The 21135-nt window shown below is 67.3% G+C and carries 21 protein-coding genes; 11 read left to right on the forward strand and 10 right to left on the reverse strand.

All coding sequences use genetic code 11. The features are described from left to right. Nucleotides 1-101: 101 nt before the first annotated feature. Nucleotides 102-284, reverse strand: a complete 183-nt coding sequence (locus tag MBTS_RS09500; protein WP_018042998.1) for a YdcH family protein — start codon at nt 282-284, stop codon at nt 102-104. A 222-nt stretch (nt 285-506) separates the two neighbouring features. Here MBTS_RS09500 and MBTS_RS09505 point away from each other — a divergent pair, with 222 nt between their 5' ends. The 3 genes from MBTS_RS09505 to MBTS_RS09515 all read left to right on the forward strand — a co-directional run bounded on the left by MBTS_RS09505 (nt 507) and on the right by MBTS_RS09515 (nt 2506). After that, nucleotides 507-725 carry a YdcH family protein gene (locus MBTS_RS09505; protein WP_018042997.1) on the forward strand — a complete coding sequence of 73 codons (219 nt, stop codon included), beginning with the start codon at nt 507-509 and terminating at the stop codon, nt 723-725. 183 nt (nt 726-908) lie between these two features. Continuing rightward, nucleotides 909-1406, forward strand: coding sequence for a 5-(carboxyamino)imidazole ribonucleotide mutase (gene purE, locus MBTS_RS09510; protein WP_018042996.1), 498 nt, complete (start codon nt 909-911; stop codon nt 1404-1406). Next, nucleotides 1403-2506: a 5-(carboxyamino)imidazole ribonucleotide synthase gene (locus tag MBTS_RS09515; RefSeq protein WP_373321309.1), complete on the forward strand. Its 1104-nt coding sequence runs from the start codon at nt 1403-1405 to the stop codon at nt 2504-2506. Before purE ends, MBTS_RS09515 begins: the two co-directional genes overlap by 4 nt. A gap of 7 nt (nt 2507-2513) precedes the next feature. Here MBTS_RS09515 and MBTS_RS24120 read toward each other — a convergent pair whose 3' ends face one another. After that, the gene (locus MBTS_RS24120) at nt 2514-3266 is read right to left on the reverse strand and encodes a helix-turn-helix domain-containing protein (RefSeq protein WP_210322739.1); all 753 of its coding nucleotides are present in this window, start codon (nt 3264-3266) and stop codon (nt 2514-2516) included. Between the two features lie 959 nt (nt 3267-4225). On the opposite strand from MBTS_RS24120, the gene MBTS_RS23520 reads away from it, so the two are divergent. The 4 genes from MBTS_RS23520 (at nt 4226) to MBTS_RS09535 (ending at nt 8291) form a co-directional block, all read left to right on the forward strand. Beyond that, a complete protein-coding gene (locus MBTS_RS23520; protein WP_210322740.1) occupies nt 4226-4453 on the forward strand; it encodes a hypothetical protein in 228 nt (75 codons plus the stop codon). A 1140-nt stretch (nt 4454-5593) separates the two neighbouring features. After that, nucleotides 5594-6466: a tetratricopeptide repeat protein gene (locus MBTS_RS09525; RefSeq protein ID WP_043764308.1), complete on the forward strand. Its 873-nt coding sequence runs from the start codon at nt 5594-5596 to the stop codon at nt 6464-6466. A 10-nt stretch (nt 6467-6476) separates the two neighbouring features. Further along, nucleotides 6477-6986, forward strand: a complete 510-nt coding sequence (locus MBTS_RS09530; protein ID WP_147830195.1) for a lysozyme inhibitor LprI family protein — start codon at nt 6477-6479, stop codon at nt 6984-6986. Between the two features lie 261 nt (nt 6987-7247). After that, entirely contained in the window at nt 7248-8291 is a 1044-nt protein-coding gene (locus tag MBTS_RS09535; RefSeq protein ID WP_147830193.1) for a YihY/virulence factor BrkB family protein, read from the forward strand. A gap of 71 nt (nt 8292-8362) precedes the next feature. Here MBTS_RS09535 and MBTS_RS09540 read toward each other — a convergent pair whose 3' ends face one another. From MBTS_RS09540 to MBTS_RS09555, 4 genes are all read right to left on the reverse strand, one after another. Further along, nucleotides 8363-8818, reverse strand: coding sequence for a GNAT family N-acetyltransferase (locus MBTS_RS09540; RefSeq protein ID WP_147830191.1), 456 nt, complete (start codon nt 8816-8818; stop codon nt 8363-8365). 5 nt (nt 8819-8823) lie between these two features. Continuing rightward, complete coding sequence (glpX, locus tag MBTS_RS09545; RefSeq protein ID WP_026175788.1) at nt 8824-9819, reverse strand: class II fructose-bisphosphatase; 996 nt, start codon at nt 9817-9819, stop codon at nt 8824-8826. 48 nt (nt 9820-9867) lie between these two features. Further along, entirely contained in the window at nt 9868-11190 is a 1323-nt protein-coding gene (locus tag MBTS_RS09550; RefSeq protein WP_192215500.1) for a homoserine dehydrogenase, read from the reverse strand. Between the two features lie 187 nt (nt 11191-11377). After that, complete coding sequence (locus MBTS_RS09555) at nt 11378-12100, reverse strand: ceramidase domain-containing protein (protein WP_056144593.1); 723 nt, start codon at nt 12098-12100, stop codon at nt 11378-11380. A gap of 86 nt (nt 12101-12186) precedes the next feature. On the opposite strand from MBTS_RS09555, the gene xth reads away from it, so the two are divergent. The 4 genes from xth to MBTS_RS09575 all read left to right on the forward strand — a co-directional run bounded on the left by xth (nt 12187) and on the right by MBTS_RS09575 (nt 15730). After that, on the forward strand, nt 12187-12981 hold the full coding sequence (xth, locus tag MBTS_RS09560) for an exodeoxyribonuclease III (RefSeq protein WP_147830187.1): 795 nt from the start codon (nt 12187-12189) through the stop codon (nt 12979-12981). A gap of 159 nt (nt 12982-13140) precedes the next feature. Continuing rightward, nucleotides 13141-14388 (forward strand): BtaA family protein, encoded by a 1248-nt coding sequence (locus MBTS_RS09565; RefSeq protein ID WP_056144588.1) that lies wholly within the window; start codon nt 13141-13143, stop codon nt 14386-14388. Between the two features lie 26 nt (nt 14389-14414). After that, the gene (locus tag MBTS_RS09570) at nt 14415-15041 is read left to right on the forward strand and encodes a class I SAM-dependent methyltransferase (protein ID WP_147830220.1); all 627 of its coding nucleotides are present in this window, start codon (nt 14415-14417) and stop codon (nt 15039-15041) included. A 65-nt stretch (nt 15042-15106) separates the two neighbouring features. Next, the gene (locus MBTS_RS09575) at nt 15107-15730 is read left to right on the forward strand and encodes a glutathione S-transferase family protein (RefSeq protein WP_056144801.1); all 624 of its coding nucleotides are present in this window, start codon (nt 15107-15109) and stop codon (nt 15728-15730) included. Between the two features lie 141 nt (nt 15731-15871). On the opposite strand, the gene MBTS_RS09580 is transcribed toward MBTS_RS09575, so the two are convergent. The 4 genes from MBTS_RS09580 to MBTS_RS09595 form a co-directional block, all read right to left on the reverse strand. Next, entirely contained in the window at nt 15872-16771 is a 900-nt protein-coding gene (locus tag MBTS_RS09580; protein ID WP_056144582.1) for a tetratricopeptide repeat protein, read from the reverse strand. After that, nucleotides 16758-18488: a dihydroxy-acid dehydratase gene (gene ilvD, locus MBTS_RS09585; protein WP_192215501.1), complete on the reverse strand. Its 1731-nt coding sequence runs from the start codon at nt 18486-18488 to the stop codon at nt 16758-16760. Before ilvD ends, MBTS_RS09580 begins: the two co-directional genes overlap by 14 nt. A gap of 417 nt (nt 18489-18905) precedes the next feature. Continuing rightward, complete coding sequence (gene eutC / locus MBTS_RS09590; protein WP_147830185.1) at nt 18906-19715, reverse strand: ethanolamine ammonia-lyase subunit EutC; 810 nt, start codon at nt 19713-19715, stop codon at nt 18906-18908. Continuing rightward, nucleotides 19712-21112, reverse strand: a complete 1401-nt coding sequence (locus MBTS_RS09595; RefSeq protein WP_147830183.1) for an ethanolamine ammonia-lyase subunit EutB — start codon at nt 21110-21112, stop codon at nt 19712-19714. Before MBTS_RS09595 ends, eutC begins: the two co-directional genes overlap by 4 nt. Nucleotides 21113-21135 lie beyond the last annotated feature (23 nt).

The following is a 21135-nucleotide window of genomic DNA, read 5'->3' on the forward strand; positions in this document are numbered from 1 at the left end:
AAGGGATGGCGATACAAGGGATGGCGGTACAAACGAAAACCGCCGCGCTGGGCAGCGCGGCGGCGAAGGTCAATCAAGGAAGGGGAATGATGGGGAGCTGGCTAATGCACCGAGTCCGTTTCGGCACGCAGCCGATTGATCTCGTCCTTCAGGTGAAGTTTGCGTCGCTTCAATTCCGCGATCCGTAGATCGTTCTCGGAAGGGCTTTGAATCGCGGAGTGGATTTCCCGCTCGAGGGCTTCGTGCTTGAGGGCGAGCTGGCTCAGATGCGTCTGCAGCGACATGAGTCGTTTCTCCTGTCTCGTTCCGACTCAGGCAGATTGGCACAGTATGAGCCGGCTGTCGAAACCGAAATCGGCCCTGGGGGCAACATTGGTTAATCACGATCGCCGGAGCCCTCCCCGGTGGAAGACGCGTCTTCCAGAGCCAATTGCGGGCATCGTCTTGCCGCAAGAGCGCCTGTGCCGCATGGTTTCGGGACGGTGCGTGTCGAGGCTGCAGGTGCGATGGCGGGCGAGTTCGAGGATAACGGGACGGCGGAATTCGTCGAGGAACTGGCGCGGCTCCGCCAGGAGCACCGCGACCTCGACGGGGCCATCGACGCATTGGAACTGAGCGTCGCCGGCGACCAGCTGCAGATCCAGCGCCTCAAGCGGCGCAAGCTCGGCCTGCGGGACCGGATTTCCTATTTGGAAGACCAGATCACGCCCGACATCATCGCCTAGCTTCGGTTTGCCTTGATTACAGGATTGGCCCGGGCACCGTCTTGCGGGCGGTCGCCCGCCCGCGTATGCGGCACGGTCCGGGTGCAGGATCGCGTCCCGGGATCGCGCCGCCACGAAGACATGGCCTGAACCCGGCCACGCAGACCAGGCGACCGCGATCGTCTCGGGAAGGGAGTGACGACGATGGCGGGAGCGCCCCCGGTCGCGATCATCATGGGAAGCCAGTCGGACTGGGCGACCATGCAGCACGCCGCCGACACCCTCGACGCCCTCGGCGTGCCGCACGAGGCGTTCATCGTCTCCGCCCATCGCACGCCGGATCGCCTCGTCGCCTTCGCCAAGGGTGCGAAGCAGGCGGGCTACAAGGTCGTGATCGCCGGCGCTGGCGGGGCCGCGCATCTGCCCGGCATGACCGCATCCATGACCCCGCTGCCGGTCTTCGGCGTTCCGGTGGAATCGAAAGCCCTGTCCGGCCAGGACAGCCTGCTCTCCATCGTGCAGATGCCGGCCGGCATTCCCGTGGGCACCCTCGCCATCGGCCGGGCCGGGGCCGTCAACGCGGCCCTCCTCGCCACCGCCGTCCTGGCGCTGACCGACACCGCCCTCGCCGAGCGCCTCGATGCGTGGCGGGCCGCGCAGACCGCATCCGTGGCCGAGAGGCCGGAGACACAGATTCCGTGACCGACATGTCCCTCGCGCCCGGTTCCACCCTCGGCATCGTCGGCGGCGGCCAGCTCGGCCGCATGATCGCTCTGGCCGCGGCCAATTACGGCCTCAAGGTCCATGTCTACGCCCCCGATGCGGCGAGCCCGGCCTTCGATGTCGCGGCCGAGACGACCTGCGCCGCCTATGACGATGCCGAGGCGCTCGCCCGCTTCGCGGCGAGCGTCGATGCCGTGACCTACGAGTTCGAGAACATCCCGCGCGAGACCGCCGACCTGCTGGCGCGCCACGCGCCCCTACGTCCCAGCGCCGACGCATTGTCCACCACGCAGGACAGGCTCTCCGAAAAGAGCTTCATCAACGGCCTCGGCATCGCCACCGCGCCGTTCCGGCAGGTGGACACGCCGGACGACCTCGCCCGTGCGCTGGAGGCGATCGGCCTGCCGGCCGTGCTGAAGACCCGCCGCTTCGGCTATGACGGCAAGGGCCAGCGCATCATCCGCACCGCCGAAGAGGGCGACCGGAACGCGATCTTCGCCGAGTTCGGTGGCGCGCCGCTGATCCTCGAAGGGTTCGTGCCGTTCGAGCGCGAGGTTTCGGTGGTGGCAGCGCGGTCCCCCGACGGGAGCTTCGCGGCCTTCGACCTGTGCGAGAACGAGCACCGCGATCATATCCTGGCCCTCACCCGCGTGCCCGCCCCGAACCTGTCGGAGGAGACCGCCCGGATTGCGGTGGAGATCGCCCGCCGGATCGCCGAGGCGCTGGATTATGTCGGGATTCTCGCCGTCGAGATGTTCTTGGTGCGCGACGAGGCCGGCGAGCGTCTGATCGTCAACGAGATCGCGCCGCGGGTGCACAATTCCGGTCACTGGACCATCGAGGGCGCCGTGACCTCGCAATTCGCCCAGCATGTCCGCGCCGTCTGCGGCTGGCCCCTCGGCGATGCTTCGCGCGTCGCCGGCGCCTCCGTGGAGATGCGGAACCTGATCGGCGACGACATCGACGCGTGGCAGGCGCTCCTCGCCGAATCCGGCGCGCATCTTCACCTCTACGGCAAGGGCGACGCCCGGCCGGGCCGCAAGATGGGCCATGTCACGCGGGTGATCCCGGCTTCGTGAGGACGGCTCAACCCTGCCGGAGGGCGCGGACGTCCTTCGCCGACATGCCGAACCGCCGCTTGAAAGCCTTGCTGAAGCCGGGTGCATCGGTGAAGCCGCAGGCATGCATCAGGACGTTGATGGGCGTGCGGTCGTTGGAGGCCGATGTCAGCCAGCGATGGATGCGGTCCAGCCGGGCATCGCGGATCTCGGCGGCGATCCCTTCGCCGTCGGCGAAGGCACGATAGAGTTTCGAGCGGGAAACGTTGAGCGCCGCGGCCATCGCTCGAGGCCCATACGACGCGTCATGCGAATGCCGTTCGATGTGCACGCGCGCGAGAGACTGGAGCACCTCGGACGAAGCCCGATCCCCATCGTCCCGATCTCCGACGAGCGAGCGCACGATGTGAAGCGCGCCCTCGACCGCGAGCCCGGCTTCGGCCTCCGACATCCCCGTGGCAGATCGCGCGACGTCGTGCATGTATGTCGTCAGCAACTCGGTGGAGGGACTCGCGCGGATGCGACGGCCGGTCAGGGCGTCGGCGTTCCCGACCCGTGCCTCGAAATTCACGCGAGGGACGCTGAAACGGAGCTCCCGATACGGCGACAGACCTCCCACGGCAAAGGGGCGGTCGAGCCTGATGAAGCCGATATCCCCGACGCCGACCACATGACCGCAACTGCCCTGTTCCAGGTAGCCATGCCCCGACAGGAAGAAGCTGACGACGACCTCGTCGCGGCCGGCCCGCCGGATATGGCGCAGATCGCCCTCGACGCTCACCGGGCTGCTCTCCGTGAGAAGCAACGTCGTGTGCGCTGAAAGGGCGGCCAACCGGTTGGCGGAAAATGCTTCGTGGGGGTTCGGCCGGTCCACGATGCCGAGATTCTTCAACGCGGTGTTTCGCCAGAATTCGAAGGCTCGAACAGGCTCGACGTGCTTCGTCGTTTCGACAACCGTGAGCACCTTCGCGGGGGGAAACACGCACTACTCCTGGTCTCGTTCGAGGGGAACTCATGGCCGGCGCCCGCCGCACGCGTGGAGGGGCGCATCACGTCGTGCCGACGTCACGAGCGTAATCGTCAGCCGACCCAACAACATTCGATGGCGCTGTTGGTTCACTGATGAAGTCTTGTGGTAGACTGCGTAAGTATGGAGCGGCCTGTCGCGCCGCTGCATCCGCAGCCATGATTTTGGGACGGAGAGACAATTTCTGAACGTTGACCCAATCCGCTCGATGCGGGTATTTCCATTAGCGCAGCCCGCACGTTGCGCCATCTATGATGATTGAAAGTAATAAGTATTTCTTCCAATGTCTCCTAAAGGATGCGATCATATCAAATGGCATATTTCTTATAATAGAACGGTATTTTGCATTCTATAACAAGAATTATTCCTGTAGAACGTTATGCAATTGCGGGCTGTGCTAATAACGTGACTATTTTTATCGAGAATGATAACTCTGGTTGTAATGTATAACAGTTTTCTATTATTGATCTACTATCGAAGTCACCAAGCGAGTCTTGCGCCGTATAGTTCGTTTCACCTCTCGCGAGATGGTGGGGAATGCTGCAAGACATCGGTCGTTCAGTCGCCGAGTTGCCTTCCGCGATCGTCATCGTTGAGATGTCGATCCACGTGACATGGACAAATACTGATCGAGCATCGTCGTCGCGCCATCAGTGAGACTGGCGACGAAACAAAGTTCAACTTGAAATAGCAGCATGAACAGGAGAAGTTCCATGGCTTGGATCAAGCTCACGAAGGGGTCTGGTCAAGAAATTTACGTCAATACGTCTCTTCTGATTGATGTAACCGCGTCCGGTTCCGGCTCACGGATCAGATATGCCGGACATTCCGGGGCCGCAGGTACTGTGAAACCGATATCCAGCAACGTCAATCAACCGCCTGAAGAAGTCATAGATCTGATCCGTCAGATCGAGACATCGAGACAATCAGGTCATTACTAGACCACTCTCGACCTTTGGCCACCTTATTCGTTGGTCGAAGGTGATTCGTATGCCGGCGACGTCAGGGGCACTAGTGCATACATACTAGTATCGATGTTGGAGACGCTTGGCGTTATCTTTGGTGAATCTTTAGATTCTTAAGTGAATACAATTTATTTCACGGACATTTAACGGAATATCTCGTATTGTCGCGTTGTGGCCGCTGAAGGCTGGGTTTCAGGGCTCATATCAGATGAGTTCGCCAATAAACTATGTTATTCGAGGGACCTCGCCGTGGAACGGACAATCGTCGCATTCGCCAAACCAATAGCTCTTGGACTCATTTGTTTCGTATCGATACTCTACATATCGAAGAATGTTGGAGCAGCCTTCGTCATCAGCCTCGTCCCGTTGCTGTTGGGCTGGCTCGGGATCATGGAAACGTTTGCCTAAGCGATTGCGGCGATGGTGTTCTTGGCGGCGGTGGCATGGGCCGCGACGCCGGTATCGGTCAAAAGTATTCTGGCCGAGCATTCGGAGCGTGCGCTCACCGATATCCAGCAGGAAATAAAGACGCGATAGGGCGAGCCGGTTGTATCGGGCCGGCGTGCTGATCCGGGGGGGCAAGGGCAAGGGCCGCAAGGATTCGCTGGCCTTGCCCGGCCCCGTTCCGTGGACTCGTCCTCCATCGCCAATCCGCTCAATGGATGCATTGCGCCGGGCGGATCCCGCTGGGTTCCCTCACCCCTGGGTGTTCGAGCCAGAGGCGTCGCCTCGTCGGCCGGGCTCGCGAATCTTCGATCCGGACGCCGGGCGTCTGTCCGAGACGGCCGGTCGAGCCATGGCGGGATAACCTCCAGGGTCATCGTGTAGGGCGTCGAAACTGCGTCTTGTCGGACACAGTCTGTCCTCGCCGTGACCTGCCGGACGGCCTTCGCGACCCCGCGCGGAAGCGAGCCTTACCTTCGCCACATCGCGCCGCTTCAGCGGGTGAGCCGGCGGGTTTTAAGCGCGTGTTCACCGCGATGCGAGACTGTGCCGGCACTCGTCGTCTTGTCCGGCATCCGAAGCGCTTCGAGGCGCCATGGTGGATGGGATGATCGATTGCAGCGGACGGGAGCGTGCCTCGGGGGGCATGGCGATCCCGAGGGGAGAGGGGCAATGACGTTTGTAGTGCCGCGTGCGAAGGCGGGTCTGGTCGGGGCCGTAGCGATCGCGGCGGCTTTGGCCGGGTGTGAGACCTATGGCGGTGGCGGGGCTTCGGCGACGCGCCAGTTCGCCGTGGTCGAGAGCGATGCCACGGGTGCCACCAGCGTCAACATCGCCTCGCTCACCGAGGTGATCCAGCGTAATCCCAACGATGCCGGCGCCTACGTCACCCGCGGCGCGGCCTATGCCCGCTCGGGCCAGTTCAACGACGCCATCGGCGATTTCACGAAGGCCGTCCAGATCGATCCGAATTCGGCCTCCGCCTACTACAACCGGGCGCTGGCCTACCGCCAGACCGGCCGCAACGATGGGGCGCTCGCCGACTTCTCGAAGGCCATCTCGGCCGATTCGAACTACGGTCCCGCCTATATCGGTCGCGCCAACGTGCTGCGTGCCCAGGGCGATCTCGACGGTGCGATGTCGGATCTCAACCAGGCGATCCGCCTGACGCCGGAATCGGCCGAGGCCTACCATGCGCGCGGCCTCGTGCGTCAGCGCCAGGGCCAGAACACCCAGGCCATCGGCGATTTCGATGCCGCCATCGACCGCAATCCCTTCGTCGCGGCGCCCTACGCCGCGCGGGGCCAGAGCCTCATCGCCACGAACCAGTTCGACAAGGCGATCGAGGATTACAACGCGGCCCTCAACGTCAACAACAAGGACGCCAGCTCCTGGGCCTATCGCGGCCTCGCCTACGAGAAGACGAACCGCAAGAAGGAGGCGATGGAGAGCTATCAGCGCGCCGCCCAGCTCGAACCGGGCAACCCCGTGGCCAAGCAGGGGCTGGGACGCGTCTCCGGCGGTGTCGGATCGCTGTTCAACTGACGCTTGCACCATGCTCCGAGGTGTCCCACACGGCATCGCCGCCTTGGCGATGCTGGCGCTGTCGTCGGGCGGTGGCGCCATCGCCCAGACGGATACGGGCCGTCAGGCCTCGTCCGATGTCGCCACGATCGAGCGCTGCGTCGCATCCGCAAAGGACGACGGCGCGCGCCTATCCTGCATCGGGCGCGTGTCCCAGCCCTGCATCGATGCGCCGGACGGGTCGGGCTCGTCCACCATGGGCATGAACGGGTGCTACGCCCGCGAGATCGCGGCCTGGGATACGCGCCTCAACCGGACCTACAAGGATGTGGGCGCCTCGATGAGCGAGAGCGCCGACCTCTCCCTGCGCGACACCCAGCGCGCCTGGATCGCGTTCCGCGACAAGGCCTGTGACTGGCCGTCCCTTGTCTATCCCGGCGGCTCCATCATCGGCCCGCTCAGCGGCGAATTCCTGCAGACCCAGACCGGACGGCGCGCCCTCGACCTCGACCGGATCAAGGCGGCGCTCACCGAGCGATAGGCGCCGGGTGCTGGCTCGAGGGTGACGGATGGGGCCGATGTGACGGGTCTGTAGCCGACCCGTCACAAGCGTTCGCAGCAGGCCCGAACATCTGGTTCTGATCATGGGTGGTTCGTCCGTGCGTCGGCCTTCTCGAAAGCCGATGCACCTGCGTGCCGGATGCCATAAGCTGAGAGCGTGGCTGACCGTCGGCTCCGGACGCCTGTCGGTCGCTACCCAGCCGTCCGAGCGGGCGTAGCCGGCTACCACAGAGGCGCAGCCATGGCCCGGGACGTCGACGAGGGAGACGACTGGCGCTCGGTGGGCACGCGTTCGCAGGATGCCGCCGCCCTCGAGACGGCACGGCAGCGGGCGCAGGAGCCCGACCGGGGCCGCGATGCGAGCCGTCCCTCCGACATTCCGAAAGCGGGATGGAAGGACATCTTCCGGCGCGTCCTCTGGGCATTGCCGCAGGATCGCGTGCTGACCACCGCCGGCGGCGTCGCCTTCTTCGCCCTGCTCGCCGTGTTTCCCGGCCTCGTTGCCGTGGTCTCGATCTACGGAGTGTTCTCCGATCCCAACGTGATCAGCCAGCATGTCGGCCTCCTGACCTACATCCTCCCCGCCGCCGCACTGGATCTGCTCTCCGAACAGCTCGTGCGGATCGCCGAACGCAGCACGGGGTCGCTCGGTCTCACCTCGACGATCAGCCTGCTCATCGCCCTGTGGAGCGCGAATTCCGGAGCCAGCGCCCTCTTCGATGCCCTCAACGTCATTTACCGGGAGCGAGAGGACCGGACCCTGGTCCGGTTCTACGCCACCACCTTCCTGTTCACCCTCGGCGGCGCCGCGTTTCTCCTCCTGACGATCAGCACGGTCGTCGTCCTTCCCGCCATCATGGAAAGCTTTGGGTTCGGGGGATTGGCCGACACGATCCTGTCCGTGGCGCGGTGGCCGGTCATCCTCGTCGTGGTGAGCTTCAGCCTGTCGCTGATCTATCGCTACGGCCCGAGCCGGCGCCGGGCGAAATGGCGCTGGGTGACCTGGGGCAGTACGCTGGCGGCGTTTCTCTGGGTCTGCACCTCCGGGGTGTTCTCCTGGTACGTCGCCAGCTTCGACAGCTACAACCGCATCTACGGATCGCTCGGCGCCGGCATCGGCTTGATGTCGTGGATGTGGCTGTCGATTGTGGTGGTCCTGCTCGGCGCCGAGATCAATTCCGAGATGGAACGCCAGACCGCCCGCGACAGCACGGAGGGACGTCCGAAACCCCTCGGCGGCCGGGACGCCTTCGCCGCCGACAACGTCGGACCGGGCCGGGAATAGATCACGTGCGACCCAACTCGGCTGTTCGGATCGTGACTCCGATGTCGGATCTCTACCGCTCGATCGCCCGCTCAGCCCGGAACCAGGATCCGCCGGTACTGGATGAAACCCGGCCGGTCGGCGAGCTTGTCGTAGAGCGCGCGTGCCGGCGCGTTGTCCTCCATCGTCAGCCAGTAGACGCGGTCGGCCCCGGCGTGACGGGCTTCCGCCGTCACCGCCTCGATCAGGGCGCGGGCGACGCCCCTGCCCCGCGACGACGGCGCCGTAAACAGGTCCTGCAGGTAGCAGTAGGGTCCGCGCGTCCAGGCCGAGGCGTGGAAGATGTAATGGACGAGCCCCACCAAGACGCCATCCTCCTCGGCCACCAGGGCGTGGAGCGGCACCAGCGGGTCGTGCAGGCGAGACCATGTCAGGTCGCGCATCTCCGGTCCGATCGCGGCCCGGTAGAAGTCGAGATAGCCCGACCACAAGCCCTCCCAGGCCTCGCGCTCGTCGGGCCGTACCGGGCGGATCGTCGGATCCGACACGGCGCTCAGGCCTCGAAACGCTCGGGCCGGCGATGTTCACCGACGATGCGGCGGACCGTACCGGTGGCGGACCGGTAGATGACCGTCTCGGTCACGATCATGCCGGACTTGAACCGCACGCCCTGCAGGAGCGCACCGTCGGTGACGCCGGTGGCGGCCACGATCACGTCGCCCCGCGCCATGTCGGCGAGCTCGTACTTCCGGTTCGGATCGCTGATGCCCATGCGGGCCGCGCGCTCGCGCTTGTCGTGGCTGTCGAGGATCAGCCGGCCCTGCATGTGGCCGCCGATGCAGCGCAGGACGCCGGCCGCGATGACCCCTTCGGGCGCCGCGCCGATGCCGAGATAGATGTCGGCACCGGTCTCGTCGGGGCTCGTCGTGTGGATGATGCCGGCGATGTCGCCGTCCGAGATCAGGCGGATTCCTGCGCCGGTCTCGCGCACGGCCGCCACGAGGGCCATGTGGCGCGGCCGGTCGAGGATGATCGCGGTGATCTCGGATGGGGCGCAGCCCTTGTGCCGGGCGAGCGCAGCGATGTTGTCGGCCGGGCTGGCGTCGAGATCGACGAGGCCCTGGGGGTAGCCTGGGCCGATGGCGATCTTCTGCATGTAGACGTCGGGCGCCGCCAGCAGCGACCCGTGCTCGGCGAGCGCCATCACGGCGATGGCGCCGGGCATGTCCTTGGCACAGAGGGTCGTCCCCTCCAGGGGGTCGACGGCGATGTCGACCTTCGGGCCGGCGCCGGTGCCGAGCTGCTCGCCGATATAGAGCATCGGCGCTTCGTCGCGCTCGCCCTCGCCGATGACGACGGTGCCGTTGATGGGCAGGAGGTTGAGCTCGCGCCGCATGGCGTCGACGGCGGCCTGGTCGGCCTCCTTCTCCCGCCCCTGCCCGCGCAGGCGGGCGGCGGCGATGGCGGCGCGCTCGGTCACCCGCGCCAGTTCGAGGCTCATGGTGCGGGATACCGGACGTCCCACCCCCCCAACGATATCGTCCGCCATCTTGGTCCCGTCCCTCACCTGGTGTCTGGGCCGCGATGGGCGGCCTTCTTATTCGCGTTCGATCCGGATCAATTGCGGCGCCTCGGCGAGGAGGCCATCGGCCGCGATGGCGTCGAGCGCCGCGCGGATGGTCCCTTCGGTGGCGGCGTAGGTGATCAGCACCAGGGGCACCGGCTGGCCGGAGCGGCCATGCGGGTCCTTGCTGGCGGCGCTCTCCGAGCGGCGCTGCAGGATGCTCTCGATGGAGATGTCGCGCTCGGCCATCCGCGTGGCGACGCCGGCCGCGACGCCGGGCCGGTCATGGACCGTGAGGCGAATGTAGTAGCCGCCCTCGTGCCGCTGCATCGCCACCCGCTCCGACGGGGCGAGGCTCGCGGTGGGGCGTCCGAAGGTCGGGCGCGCGACGCCGGCCGCGATGTCGGCGATGTCGGCCACCACCGCCGAGGCGGTCGCCTCGCCGCCGGCTCCTGGGCCGATCAGGGTGAGTTCACCCACCGCATCCGCATCGATGGTGACCGCGTTGGTGACGCCCATCACCTGGGCGATGGCGGAGGATTTCGGCACCATCGTCGGGTGGACGCGCTGCTCGATTCCGCCCTCGGCCACCTGCGCGACGCCGAGCAGCTTGATCCGGTAGCCGAGTTCCTCGGCCATGGTGAGATCGAGGGGTTGGATCGCCGAGATGCCTTCCACCGAGACACCCTCGGCATCGATCTCCACACCGAAGGCGAGGCTGACCAGGATGGCGAGCTTGTGGGCGGTGTCGAACCCCTCGACGTCGAAGGTCGGGTCGGCCTCGGCATAGCCCAAGGCCTGCGCGTCCTTGAGGCAGGCCTTGAAGGTCAGGCCCTCCCGCTCCATCCGGGTGAGGATGTAGTTGCAGGTGCCGTTCATGATTCCGTAGACGCGCGACACGGCATTGCCGGTGAGCCCCTCGCGCAGGGCCTTGATGACGGGGATGCCGCCGGCCACGGACGCCTCGTAGGCCAGGGTCACGCCCTTGGCCTCGGCGGCCTTCGCCAGGGCCGCGCCGTGATGGGCGAGGAGGGCCTTGTTGGCGGTGACCACGTGCTTGCCGGCAGCGATGGCGGCTTCCACCGTGGCCTTGGCCGGCCCTTCCGAGCCGCCGATGAGCTCCACCACGCAATCGACCTCGCCCGAGGAGGCCAGGGCGACGGGATCGTCGAACCAGGTCACGCCGGTGAGATCGAGGCCGCGGTCGCGAGTCTTGTCGCGAGAGGAGACGGCGGTGACGCGCACCTCGCGGCCCGTGGCGGCGGCGATGGCTCCTGCGCGGCGAGCGACCATCCGAACGACGGAAGCACCGACGGTGCCGAGACCGGCGACGCCGAGGCGGAGGCTCTGTGACATGGACGCGATCCGTATCTGACTTCGCTCGGCCGAGAGCGGGTTACCCGTCGTCCAAGCCTGTGCGCGACGCCGCTCCTTCGAACGGCCGGCTCTTCTGCAACGAATCCCTGTGTGGTGCAAGAAAACCCGTGGTTCCTCGCGACGCGGCGTCGAGGGGGAAAATCGGAGACCGACGGAGCCGTCCTCCTCAGGGTGCGGAACGCCGATCGTCAACCGCTGCCTCGAAGCGCCAGGCCGTGGCGATGAGGCCGTAGAGGACGGCTGCGTTGAGGCAATGCCAGAGGAAATGGGTGCCGATCGGCAGGCTTGGGCAGATGGCGGCGTCCAGGGTCCGGAAGGTCAGGGAGAGGGCGAACAGCGCGGCGATGGCGAGGAGCGAGAGGCCGGCGCGGCTCCGTGCCGGGCCGAGGAAGCATGTCTGGGGCATCAGCAAGCCGGCGGCGACGCCGACGAGGGCCAGGATGGCGGGCGCGTAGGCGATGGAACCGTTGCTCAAGCGGTCGACCGATTGGCCCGTGAGCGCGTCGAGGGCCGGTTCCAGCCCGGCCGCGAAGCCGGCAAAGCCGAGTGTCGTCAGGATCGCCGGAACGAGGGAAAGGCCGAGGAGACGCCGAAGGGCCAGGAAGAAATAGGCGTAGATGAAGAGGGCGATGGGGATGACGTCGGCGAGCATCGCCCAGCGGACGGCGAGGGTGTGGAACAGGAACGACCCGATGCCGACGAGGGCGACGAGCCCGGCCAGCGCCGTCGCCGCCCGGTCGCGTTTCGGGCCGGAGCCGGCGAGGCGGAAGGCCAGGAACGCGGCGACGAGGAAGGCGCCGTTGGAGGCGGCGTTCAGCGGCTCGGCCCAGAAGCTCGCATCCCCGCGCTCGCAATAGGCCCGGATCGGTGCGAACCAGCCGTCGGACATCCTGACTTCCTCCCCCGCGCATGCCTTGCCAGCCCGACGCGAAGGCCCGATGACGGGCGGCCCTCTCCGACCGGATCTCAGAGCCCATGCGGATCGCCACCTGGAACGTCAATTCGATCAAGCAGCGGGTCGGCCATCTCGTCGGCTTCCTCGACGAGGCCAAGCCCGACGTGGTCTGCCTGCAGGAGTTGAAATGCCAGGACGAGGGCTTTCCCCGCGCCGAGATCGAGGCGGCTGGCTACGCCGTCGAGACGCTCGGGCAGAAAGCCTATAACGGCGTGGCGCTGCTGGTGCGGGCGCCGCTCGGCATGAGCGAGGTCCGCCGTGGCCTGCCCGGCGACGAGACCGACGAGCAATCCCGCTACATCGAGGCGCTGATCTCGGGAGAGGATCTGGCCCCCGTCCGGGTGGCCTCGATCTACCTGCCCAACGGCAATCCGACGCCGGGACCGAAATACACCTACAAGCTCGGCTTCATGGAGCGGTTGCGGCTTCATGCGCGCGCGCTCCTAGCCGATGAGGAGGCCCTGGTACTGGCGGGCGATTACAACGTGATCCCCGAGCCCGAGGACGCGGCGGATGCGAGCGCCTGGGTGAACGACGCGCTGTTCCTTCCCGAGACCCGTTCCGCCTTCCGCGCCCTCCTCGCCGAAGGATTCACCGAGGCCCTGCGCGCCTGCGACCCCTCCCCCGGCCTCTACACGTTCTGGGATTACCAGGCCGGCTGCTGGCAGCGGAACCAGGGCATCCGCATCGACCACCTGCTGCTTTCGCCGCAGGCGGCCGACCGCCTTGTCTCCGCCTCCGTGCAGAAGCACCTGCGCGGCCTGGAGAAACCCTCGGACCACGTGCCGGTGACGGTCGAGCTGCGACCGCGCTGAACGGGGCCCGCGCCATGGATGTGCCGGGCGGGGCAGGACAGGTGAACGAATGATCCGTCCCCGGAGCCATCCGGAGACGATCCTCCGTCACCGGGCGGTCATGCGGATGCCGTAACGGCCCTGGCGTCGATCACGCCAACCAGCGACGCGAGACCTCGCATGACGCGCGCAGCACGGGCCATCCGCCGCGAGACGAGTCTGGGGCTCACCCAGGCCGTCCATCGCAACCGGGCTTTCTCGAAGGCGGGCGTGTCGGAACGCCTGTTCACGGCGGCCTTCAGCGGTCTGGTCTATCCGCAGATCTGGGAAGATCCGGTGGTGGACATGGCGGCACTCCGGCTGCAGCCCGACGACCACGTCGTCACCATCGCCTCGGGGGGCTGCAACGCGCTCTCCTACCTTACGGCCAACCCGGCCCGGATCAGCGCCGTCGACCTCAACGGCGCCCATGTGGCCCTGGGGAAGCTCAAGCTTGCCGCCCTCCGGCATCTGCCCGACCATGCCGCTTTCTTCGGCTTCTTCGGCCGCCCTGCCCGGCCCGAGAACGTCGCTGCCTATGACGAGATCATCCGCCAGCATCTCGACGCCACGTCCCGCGCCTATTGGGAGGCCCGACGCCTCGACGGGCGCCGCCGCATCTCGGCCTTCGAGCACGGCTTCTACCGCTACGGCCTGCTCGGCCGCTTCATCGGTGCGGGGCATTGGCTCGCCCGCCGCTACGGCTGCGATCTCGGCGCCGTGCTGACGGCGCGGGACCTCGCCGAACAGCGGACGATCTTCGAGGCCGAACTGGCCCCGCTCTTCGAGAAGACCTTCATCCGCTGGCTCATCCGCCAGCCGGCCTCGCTCTACGGTCTCGGCATTCCGCCGGCGCAATACGTCGCCCTTGCGGGCGATGGCCCCGGCGGGATGGCGGCCGTCTTGCGTCACCGTCTGGAGCGTCTCGCCTGCGGCTTCCCGATCCGGTCCAACTACTTCGCCTGGCAGGCCTTCGGCCGCGCCTACGACACCGCGCCCGACGCATCGCTGCCGCCCTATCTCCAGGCCGGGAACCACGCGGCCCTGCGCGAGCGCGCCGGCCGCCTCGACTTCCGCCAGCAATCGATGACCGAATTCCTGCGGGAGAGCCCGGCCGCCAGCGTCGATGCCGTGATCCTCCTCGATGCGCAGGACTGGATGACGGATGCCGACCTCACCGACCTGTGGACCCAGATTACCCGCGCGGCCCGGCCCGGCGCCCGCGTGATCTTCAGGACGGCGGCGGACGAGCGCCGGCTGCCCGGCCGGGTGCCGGATTCCATCCTCGGTGCCTGGGATTATGCCGAGGAGGAGAGCCGCCGCCTCGGCGAGCAGGACCGGTCGTCAATATACGGGGCGTTCCACCTCTACCGGCTGGCCTCGTCGTGAGCGAGGCGGCGCGGCTGATGGACCGGATGTACCGGCACCAGCGGCACATCTACGATGCGAGCCGGAAATTCTACCTCCTCGGCCGCGACGGCATGATCGCGGATCTCACGCCTCCCGCCGGGGGCAGCGTGCTGGAGATCGGCTGCGGCACCGGGCGCAACCTCGTGCGCATCGCGCGGACCTACCCGGATGCCCGCTGCTTCGGCCTCGATGTCTCGTCCGAGATGCTCGATACGGCTGGCCGCGCCACCGCCCGCGCGGGCCTCGCCCACCGCATCCGCCTCTCGCGAGGCGATGCCACGGCCTTCGATCCCGCCCCCCTGTTCGGGGAGGCCGAGTTCGACCGGATCGTGATCTCCTACGCCCTGTCGATGATCCCGCCCTGGCGCGCCGTCCTCGCCGAGGCCGCCGGTCACCTCGCGCCCGGCGGCTCCCTGCACGTGGTCGATTTCGGCGATCAGGGCGGTCTGCCCATGCCGGCCCGATGGCTGCTCAACCGATGGCTCGCGGGGTTCCACGTCACTCCGCGTCAGGGGCTCGCCGACACTCTCGGCGAGGTCGCGCGGACGTCGCGGCGACGCGCCCGGATCGTGCAGCGGTTCGGCGGCTATGCCGTGCATGGGGTGATCGAGCCGGATCGAAGCCCTATCTGAGGGGACGGACGGCAAGAGCCATTCGGCCTGCCCCTTCCTCCCGCCACAACAGGTTGTTTCTCCGCATGATTCTCTACGGCACGAGCTATTCGCCCTTCGTCCGCAAGATCCTCGTCACGCTGGCCGAGAAGGACGTCGCTTTCGAGCACAAGCCCGTTTTCTTCCACGCGCCGGACGAGTCGTTCCAGGCCTGCAGCCCGCTGGGCAAGATCCCGGCGATCGAGGATGACGGCTTTCGGCTGGCCGATTCCTCGGCGATCTCCGCCTATATCGAGGCCAAGCACCCGAATCCGGCCCTGTGGCCGCAGGCGCCGAAGGAGCGCGCACGCGCCGTCTGGTTCGACAAGTTCGGCGATACCGAGCTGTTCCCGGTGCTGATCAAGCCCTTCGCCGAGCGCGTGGTGAAGCCCGTCCTAATGGGCAAGCCCGGCGACGAGGCCGTGGCGGTGAAGGCGGTGACGGACGAGTTCCCGAAGCTCTACGATTACCTGGAGAGCCAGATCGACGGCCCCTACCTCGTGGGCGGCGTCTTCAGCATCGCCGACATCGCGGTCGCCACGACCTTCCACAACCTCCGGCTCGCCAAGGAGCCCGTCGATGCGAGCCGCTGGCCGAAGCTCGCCGCCTATATCGACGCGACGCTCTCGCGTCCGTCTTTCGTCACGGCGATCGCGGCGCCAACGAACTGAGCCAGCCGGGAGCCGGCTGTCGCTTCCTTTCCGGATCGCCTGGAGCGCTCTGCGCCGAAGGGTATGCCGGTTCGGCGAAAAGGAGCGCGGCACAACAAAAGCCTAGAGATGTGCCCCGACCCGAGGTGGTCGGGCGCAGCTCTAGCGACGGCGCCGGGACGATCCGGTGACCTGCGATTGAGCCTGGAGGGCCTGGGCCTGAGCCTGGGCCTTCTCTTCTTCCGAGGCGGTGGCCCAGGCCTTGTCGGACAGGGTGACGATCCAGTCGTCCTTGCGCCCTTGCGCCGATTCCCGCGCCAGCGACAGCCACATCAGGCCACGGGCCCGCTGGGCCGGAACGCCCTGCCCGTTGACCAAGAGGTCACCCAGCAGAGCCTGGGCCGGAGCATGGCCCTTTTCGGCCGCGAGGTTGAACCAGCGCGCCGCCTGACGTGGGTCGGCATCCACGCCGGTCCCTTCGAGGTAGAGTCGCGCGAGATTGTACTGGGCGTTCGGGTCGCCGAAATACGACGCCGCGTAGTTGAACATGTCGTAGGCCCGCTCCGGGTTCGGGCGCACGTAGGTGCCCTTGATCCCGTCGAGGAAATACGTGCCGAGCGCCGTGAAGGCGCTGGCGACCACGCCCGAATTCTGGGTGTCCGGCCCGTCATCGGTGTTGTCGTCGGCGATGCGCGAGAAGAACTCGAAGGCCTTCAGGTCGTCATGGGGCACGCCGTCGCCCTCGGCATACATCCGGCCGAGCTTCCACAGGGCAAGGGCGTGGCCCTGGCCTGCGGCGTATTCGAGGGCGCGGGCGGCACCCTCCTTGTCGCCGGCATTGTAGTCGCGGACGCCCGAGCGAAGGGCTTCGCGCGCCGTGCGGTAACCGCCCGTCGCGGGCACGGGCGTGCGCGCGGCGGGGTCAAGCGCCAGGGCCGAGGTGGCGCCGACGAGGAGCAGCGCGAGGGCCGCTCCCATCCGCCTCACCCGACGTGCGGCGCGACCGGGATCGGCCCCTGCCGGCCGCGCGGGCCGGCGAAGGTCAGTCCTAGACATCCGCATAGGTTTGAATCTCCTCGGCGCCCCCGGGATGGGTGACGGCGCCGTCCACCGCGGGACCGACGGTCTGCATGTATTTCCAGAGATAGCCGGAGGTCGCGGTGTTGGTCCGCGGCGTCCATTCCGCCCGCCGCTTGGCGAATTCCTCGTCGGTCACGGCCACGTCGAGCGTGCCCTTGATCGCGTCGAGGGTGATCATGTCGCCATCGCGGATCAGGCCGATCGGCCCGCCGATGGCGGCTTCGGGACCCACATGGCCGACGCAGAAACCGCGCGTCGCGCCGGAGAAGCGGCCGTCGGTGATGAGCGCGACTTTGTCGCCCATGCCCTGGCCGTAGAGCGCGGCGGTGGTCGACAGCATCTCGCGCATGCCGGGGCCGCCCTTCGGGCCTTCGTAGCGGATGACGAGAACCTCGCCCTCTTTGTAGGTGCGCTTCTGGACCGCCTCGAAACACGCTTCCTCGCCGTCGAACACGCGGGCCGGGCCGGTGAAGACCTGCTTGTCTTCCGACATGCCGGCGACCTTCACGATGGCGCCCTGGGGCGCGAGGTTGCCGCGCAGGCCGACGACGCCGCCGGTGACGGTGATGGGCGCGTTGGCGGGCCGGACCACGTCCTGGTCCGGGTTCCATGCGACGTGCTCCATGTTCTCGGCGATGGTGCGGCCTGTCACCGTCATGCAGTCGCCGTTGATGAAGCCGTGGTCGAGGAGCGTCTTGATCAGGAGCGGAATACCGCCGACCTCGAACATGTCCTTGGCGACGTAGCGTCCGCCCGGCTTCAGGTCGGCGATGTAGGGCGTGCGCTTGAAGATCTCGGCCACGTCGAACAGGTCGAACTTGATGCCGCATTCATGCGCGATCGCCGGCAGGTGCAGGGCCGCGTTGGTGGAGCCGCCCGAGGCCGCGACGGCGGCGGCGGCGTTCTCCAGGCTCTTGCGGGTGACGATGTCGCGCGGGCGGATGTTCTTGGCGATGAGCTCCATCACCTTCTCGCCCGCGGTCATGCAGAATCTGTCGCGGATCTCGTAAGGGGCCGGGGCGCCGGCCGAGTAGGGCAGCGCGAGGCCGATGGCCTCGGAGACCGTGGCCATGGTGTTGGCGGTGAACTGCGCGCCGCAGGCCCCGGCCGAGGGGCAGGCGACCTGCTCCAGCTCGTCGAGATCGTCGAGGCTCATGTCGCCGACGGCGTGCTTGCCCACCGCTTCGAACAGGTCCTGCACCGTGACGGGCTTGCCTCGGAACGAGCCGGGCAGGATCGAGCCGCCATAGATGAAGATCGACGGCACGTTGAGACGCACCATGGCCATCATCATGCCCGGCAGGGATTTGTCGCAGCCGGCCAGCCCGACGAGGGCGTCGTAGGCATGGCCGCGCATGGTCAACTCGACCGAATCGGCGATGACCTCGCGGGAGGGCAGCGAGGCGCGCATGCCGGCATGGCCCATGGCGATGCCGTCGGTGACGGTGATGGTGCAGAACTCGCGCGGCGTTCCGTTGGCGGCGGCGACACCCTTCTTCACCGCCTGCGCCTGGCGCATCAGCGAGATGTTGCAGGGCGCGGCCTCGTTCCAGCAGGAGGCGACGCCCACCAGCGGCTGGTGAATCTGTTCCTTGGTGAGACCCATGGCGTAGAGATACGAACGGTGCGGCGCCCGCTCGGGGCCCTCCGTGACGTGGCGGCTCGGAAGCTTCGACTTGTCTGTGGTACGCACGTCCATCGTCTCTCTCGGCCCCGGTCTCAGGCGCTTCGGGTGAAGCCCGGCTGTCGGCTCTCAACGCGATGGCATGCGACGCCGGTGAAGCGTCGTTCGACACCGTGAAACGCAGTCTCGGAATTCAGCGGTAAAGTGTTGGGGAAACTGTCGTTTACCGCGGATGTTGAGGTGGTCCCGGTTTATGGCGGGATCGCGGCGAATGAGGGCGTGTCCCAAGGCGAAGTCGGGATGCTTTCGCGGTGTTGCGACCCCGCCACAGCCACGCTTCGTCGGTGAGGACGGCGGGCGGGATCGGAGTCGGGGAGCGTTCGGCAAGACGACTTGCTGCGCCGCGAGCCGTGACGCGGCCCTAAATGGCGGATCTTCCGGGAGGAGGGAGCGCGTGGCGCTCGGGCTTCGCGGATGGCGTAGGCCGTTTCGTCAGGTCCGGGATGCGGTATCCATTCCGTCTTCCAGAGCCTGCTGACGTGGCGGCGGCTCCAGTTCCGGCCCGCTGCCGTCCTTGAGGTTCACGCCCGTGATTCCGCGCACGAAGGCCTCGCGCAGGAGCCAGTCGAGCTTGAACGCGGCGAGGTCGTGCGAGAGCCCGGCGGGTCGGACGTTCGAGATGCAGTTGCGTTCGGCATCCGAACGCCCGACGCGCGGGTCGAGGGTCAGGTAGATGCCGAGGCTGTCGGGCGAGGACAGGCCGGGCCGCTCGCCGATGAGCACGGCGACGGCACGGGCCTTCAGCGCCGCGCCGATCCCGTCGCCGAGGGCGACGCGCCCCTGCGTCGCCACCACGATGGGCGCCAGCGTCCATCCGGCCTTGTCGATATGCGGCTTGAAGGCGGCGAGGAACCCGGCCGCGCCCTCGTGCACCGCCCGGGCCGAGAGACCGTCCGCCACGACGATGGCGAGGTCCACCGGCTCAGAAGGTTTTTCGGCCAGGATCGTCGCGCTGTCCTCACCGAGCGTGCGGCCGAGGTCTGGCCGGCGCAGGTAGGTGGCGCGGTCCGGCGCCGCCGAGGCGAGGGTGAGGGTGGGATAGCCCAGCGCCTCGATCCCCGCGGCGACCTCGGCGGCATCCATCGGCGTGTGGACCGCGTCCCGCGCCTGGGCATGGGCGAGGCCGAAGCGCAGCACCTCGATGGTGGGCATGCCGGTGCCGGCGCGCCCGAGGCCGATCCGCGCCGGCGTCAGGCGGCTCAATCTGGTCCACGGATCCTCGGAGATGTCCTCGGCGCTCATGCGGCGATTCCCTTCTGCGCGGACAGGCCGGGAGCCGCCGCGATGAGCCGCGCGCTCGGCCCCTCTGGCAGGAGCGCGCCCTCGGCGTCGGTGAGGCCGATCTGTTCGAGCCACGCCTCGAATTCCGGCGCGCGTTTCAGGCCGAGCACCTCGCGCACGTAGAGCGAGTCGTGGAACGAGGTGGATTGGTAGTTCAGCATCACGTCGTCGGCGCCGGGAATGCCCATGACGAAGGTGCAGCCGGCCGCTCCCAGCAGGGTCAGCAGCGTGTCCATGTCGTTCTGGTCGGCTTCGGCATGGTTGGTGTAGCAGACGTCGCAGCCGAGCGGCAGGCCCATGAGCTTGCCGCAGAAATGGTCCTCCAGCCCGGCCCGGATGATCTCCCGCCCGTCATAGAGATATTCCGGCCCGATGAAGCCGACCACGGTGTTGACGAGGAGCGGCCGGAACGGGCGCGCGACGGCGTAGGCCCGTGCCTCAAGGGTCTGCTGGTCGATGCCGTGATGGGCATTGGCCGAGAGCGCCGAACCCTGACCGGTCTCGAAATACATGCAGTTGTCGCCCACCGTGCCGCGTTTGAGGGCGAGCGCCGCCTCGTGCGCCTCCTTCAGGACGGCCAAGGTGACGCCGAAACTGGCATTGGCCTTCTGCGTGCCCGCGATGGACTGGAACACGAGATCCACCGGCAGGCCCCGGTTCATCGCCTCCAGGGTGGTGGTGACATGGGTGAGGATGCAGCCCTGCGTCGGGATCGCGAGACGCTGGATCAGGTCGTCGAAGAGGTGGAGGAGACCGCTCAGGGTGGAGACCGAGTCGGAGGCCGGGTTGAGGCCGATCACCGCATCGCCGCAGCCATAAGACAGCCCGTCGACGATGGCGGCGGTGATGCCGGCGGCATCGTCGGTGGGGTGGTTGGGCTGGAGGCGGACGGAGAGCCGGCCGGGCAGACCGATCGTGTTGCGGAACTTCGTCACCACCCGGCATTTGCGCGCCACCAGGATCAGGTCCTGATGGCGCATGATCTTCGAGACGGCGGCGGCGATCTCCGGCGTGATGCCGGGCGAGATCCGGGTCAGCGTCTCGGAGGACGCCTTGATCAGGAACTCGCGGAAATCGCCGACGGTGAGATGCGCGATCTCCCTGAAGGCCACCGCATCGTGCGTGTCGAGGATGAGGCGGGTGACGTCGTCCTCCTCGTAGGGAATGAGGGGTTTCGCCAGGATCTCCGACAGCGGCACCTCGGACAGGCACCAGCGCGCCGCCATCCCCTCTTCCGCCGATTCCGCCGCGATGCCGGCGAGCCGGTCGCCCGAGCGGAGCGGCGTGGCCTTGGCCATCAGCGTCGCGAGATCCGCGAAGACGTGGGTCTTGGGGCCGACGATATGGCGATAGGTCATGTCTCAATGCTCCTGCATCGCCG

The sequence above is a fragment of the Methylobacterium bullatum genome, from assembly GCF_014845095.1.
In the GTDB taxonomy this organism is placed as follows: domain Bacteria; phylum Pseudomonadota; class Alphaproteobacteria; order Rhizobiales; family Beijerinckiaceae; genus Methylobacterium; species Methylobacterium bullatum.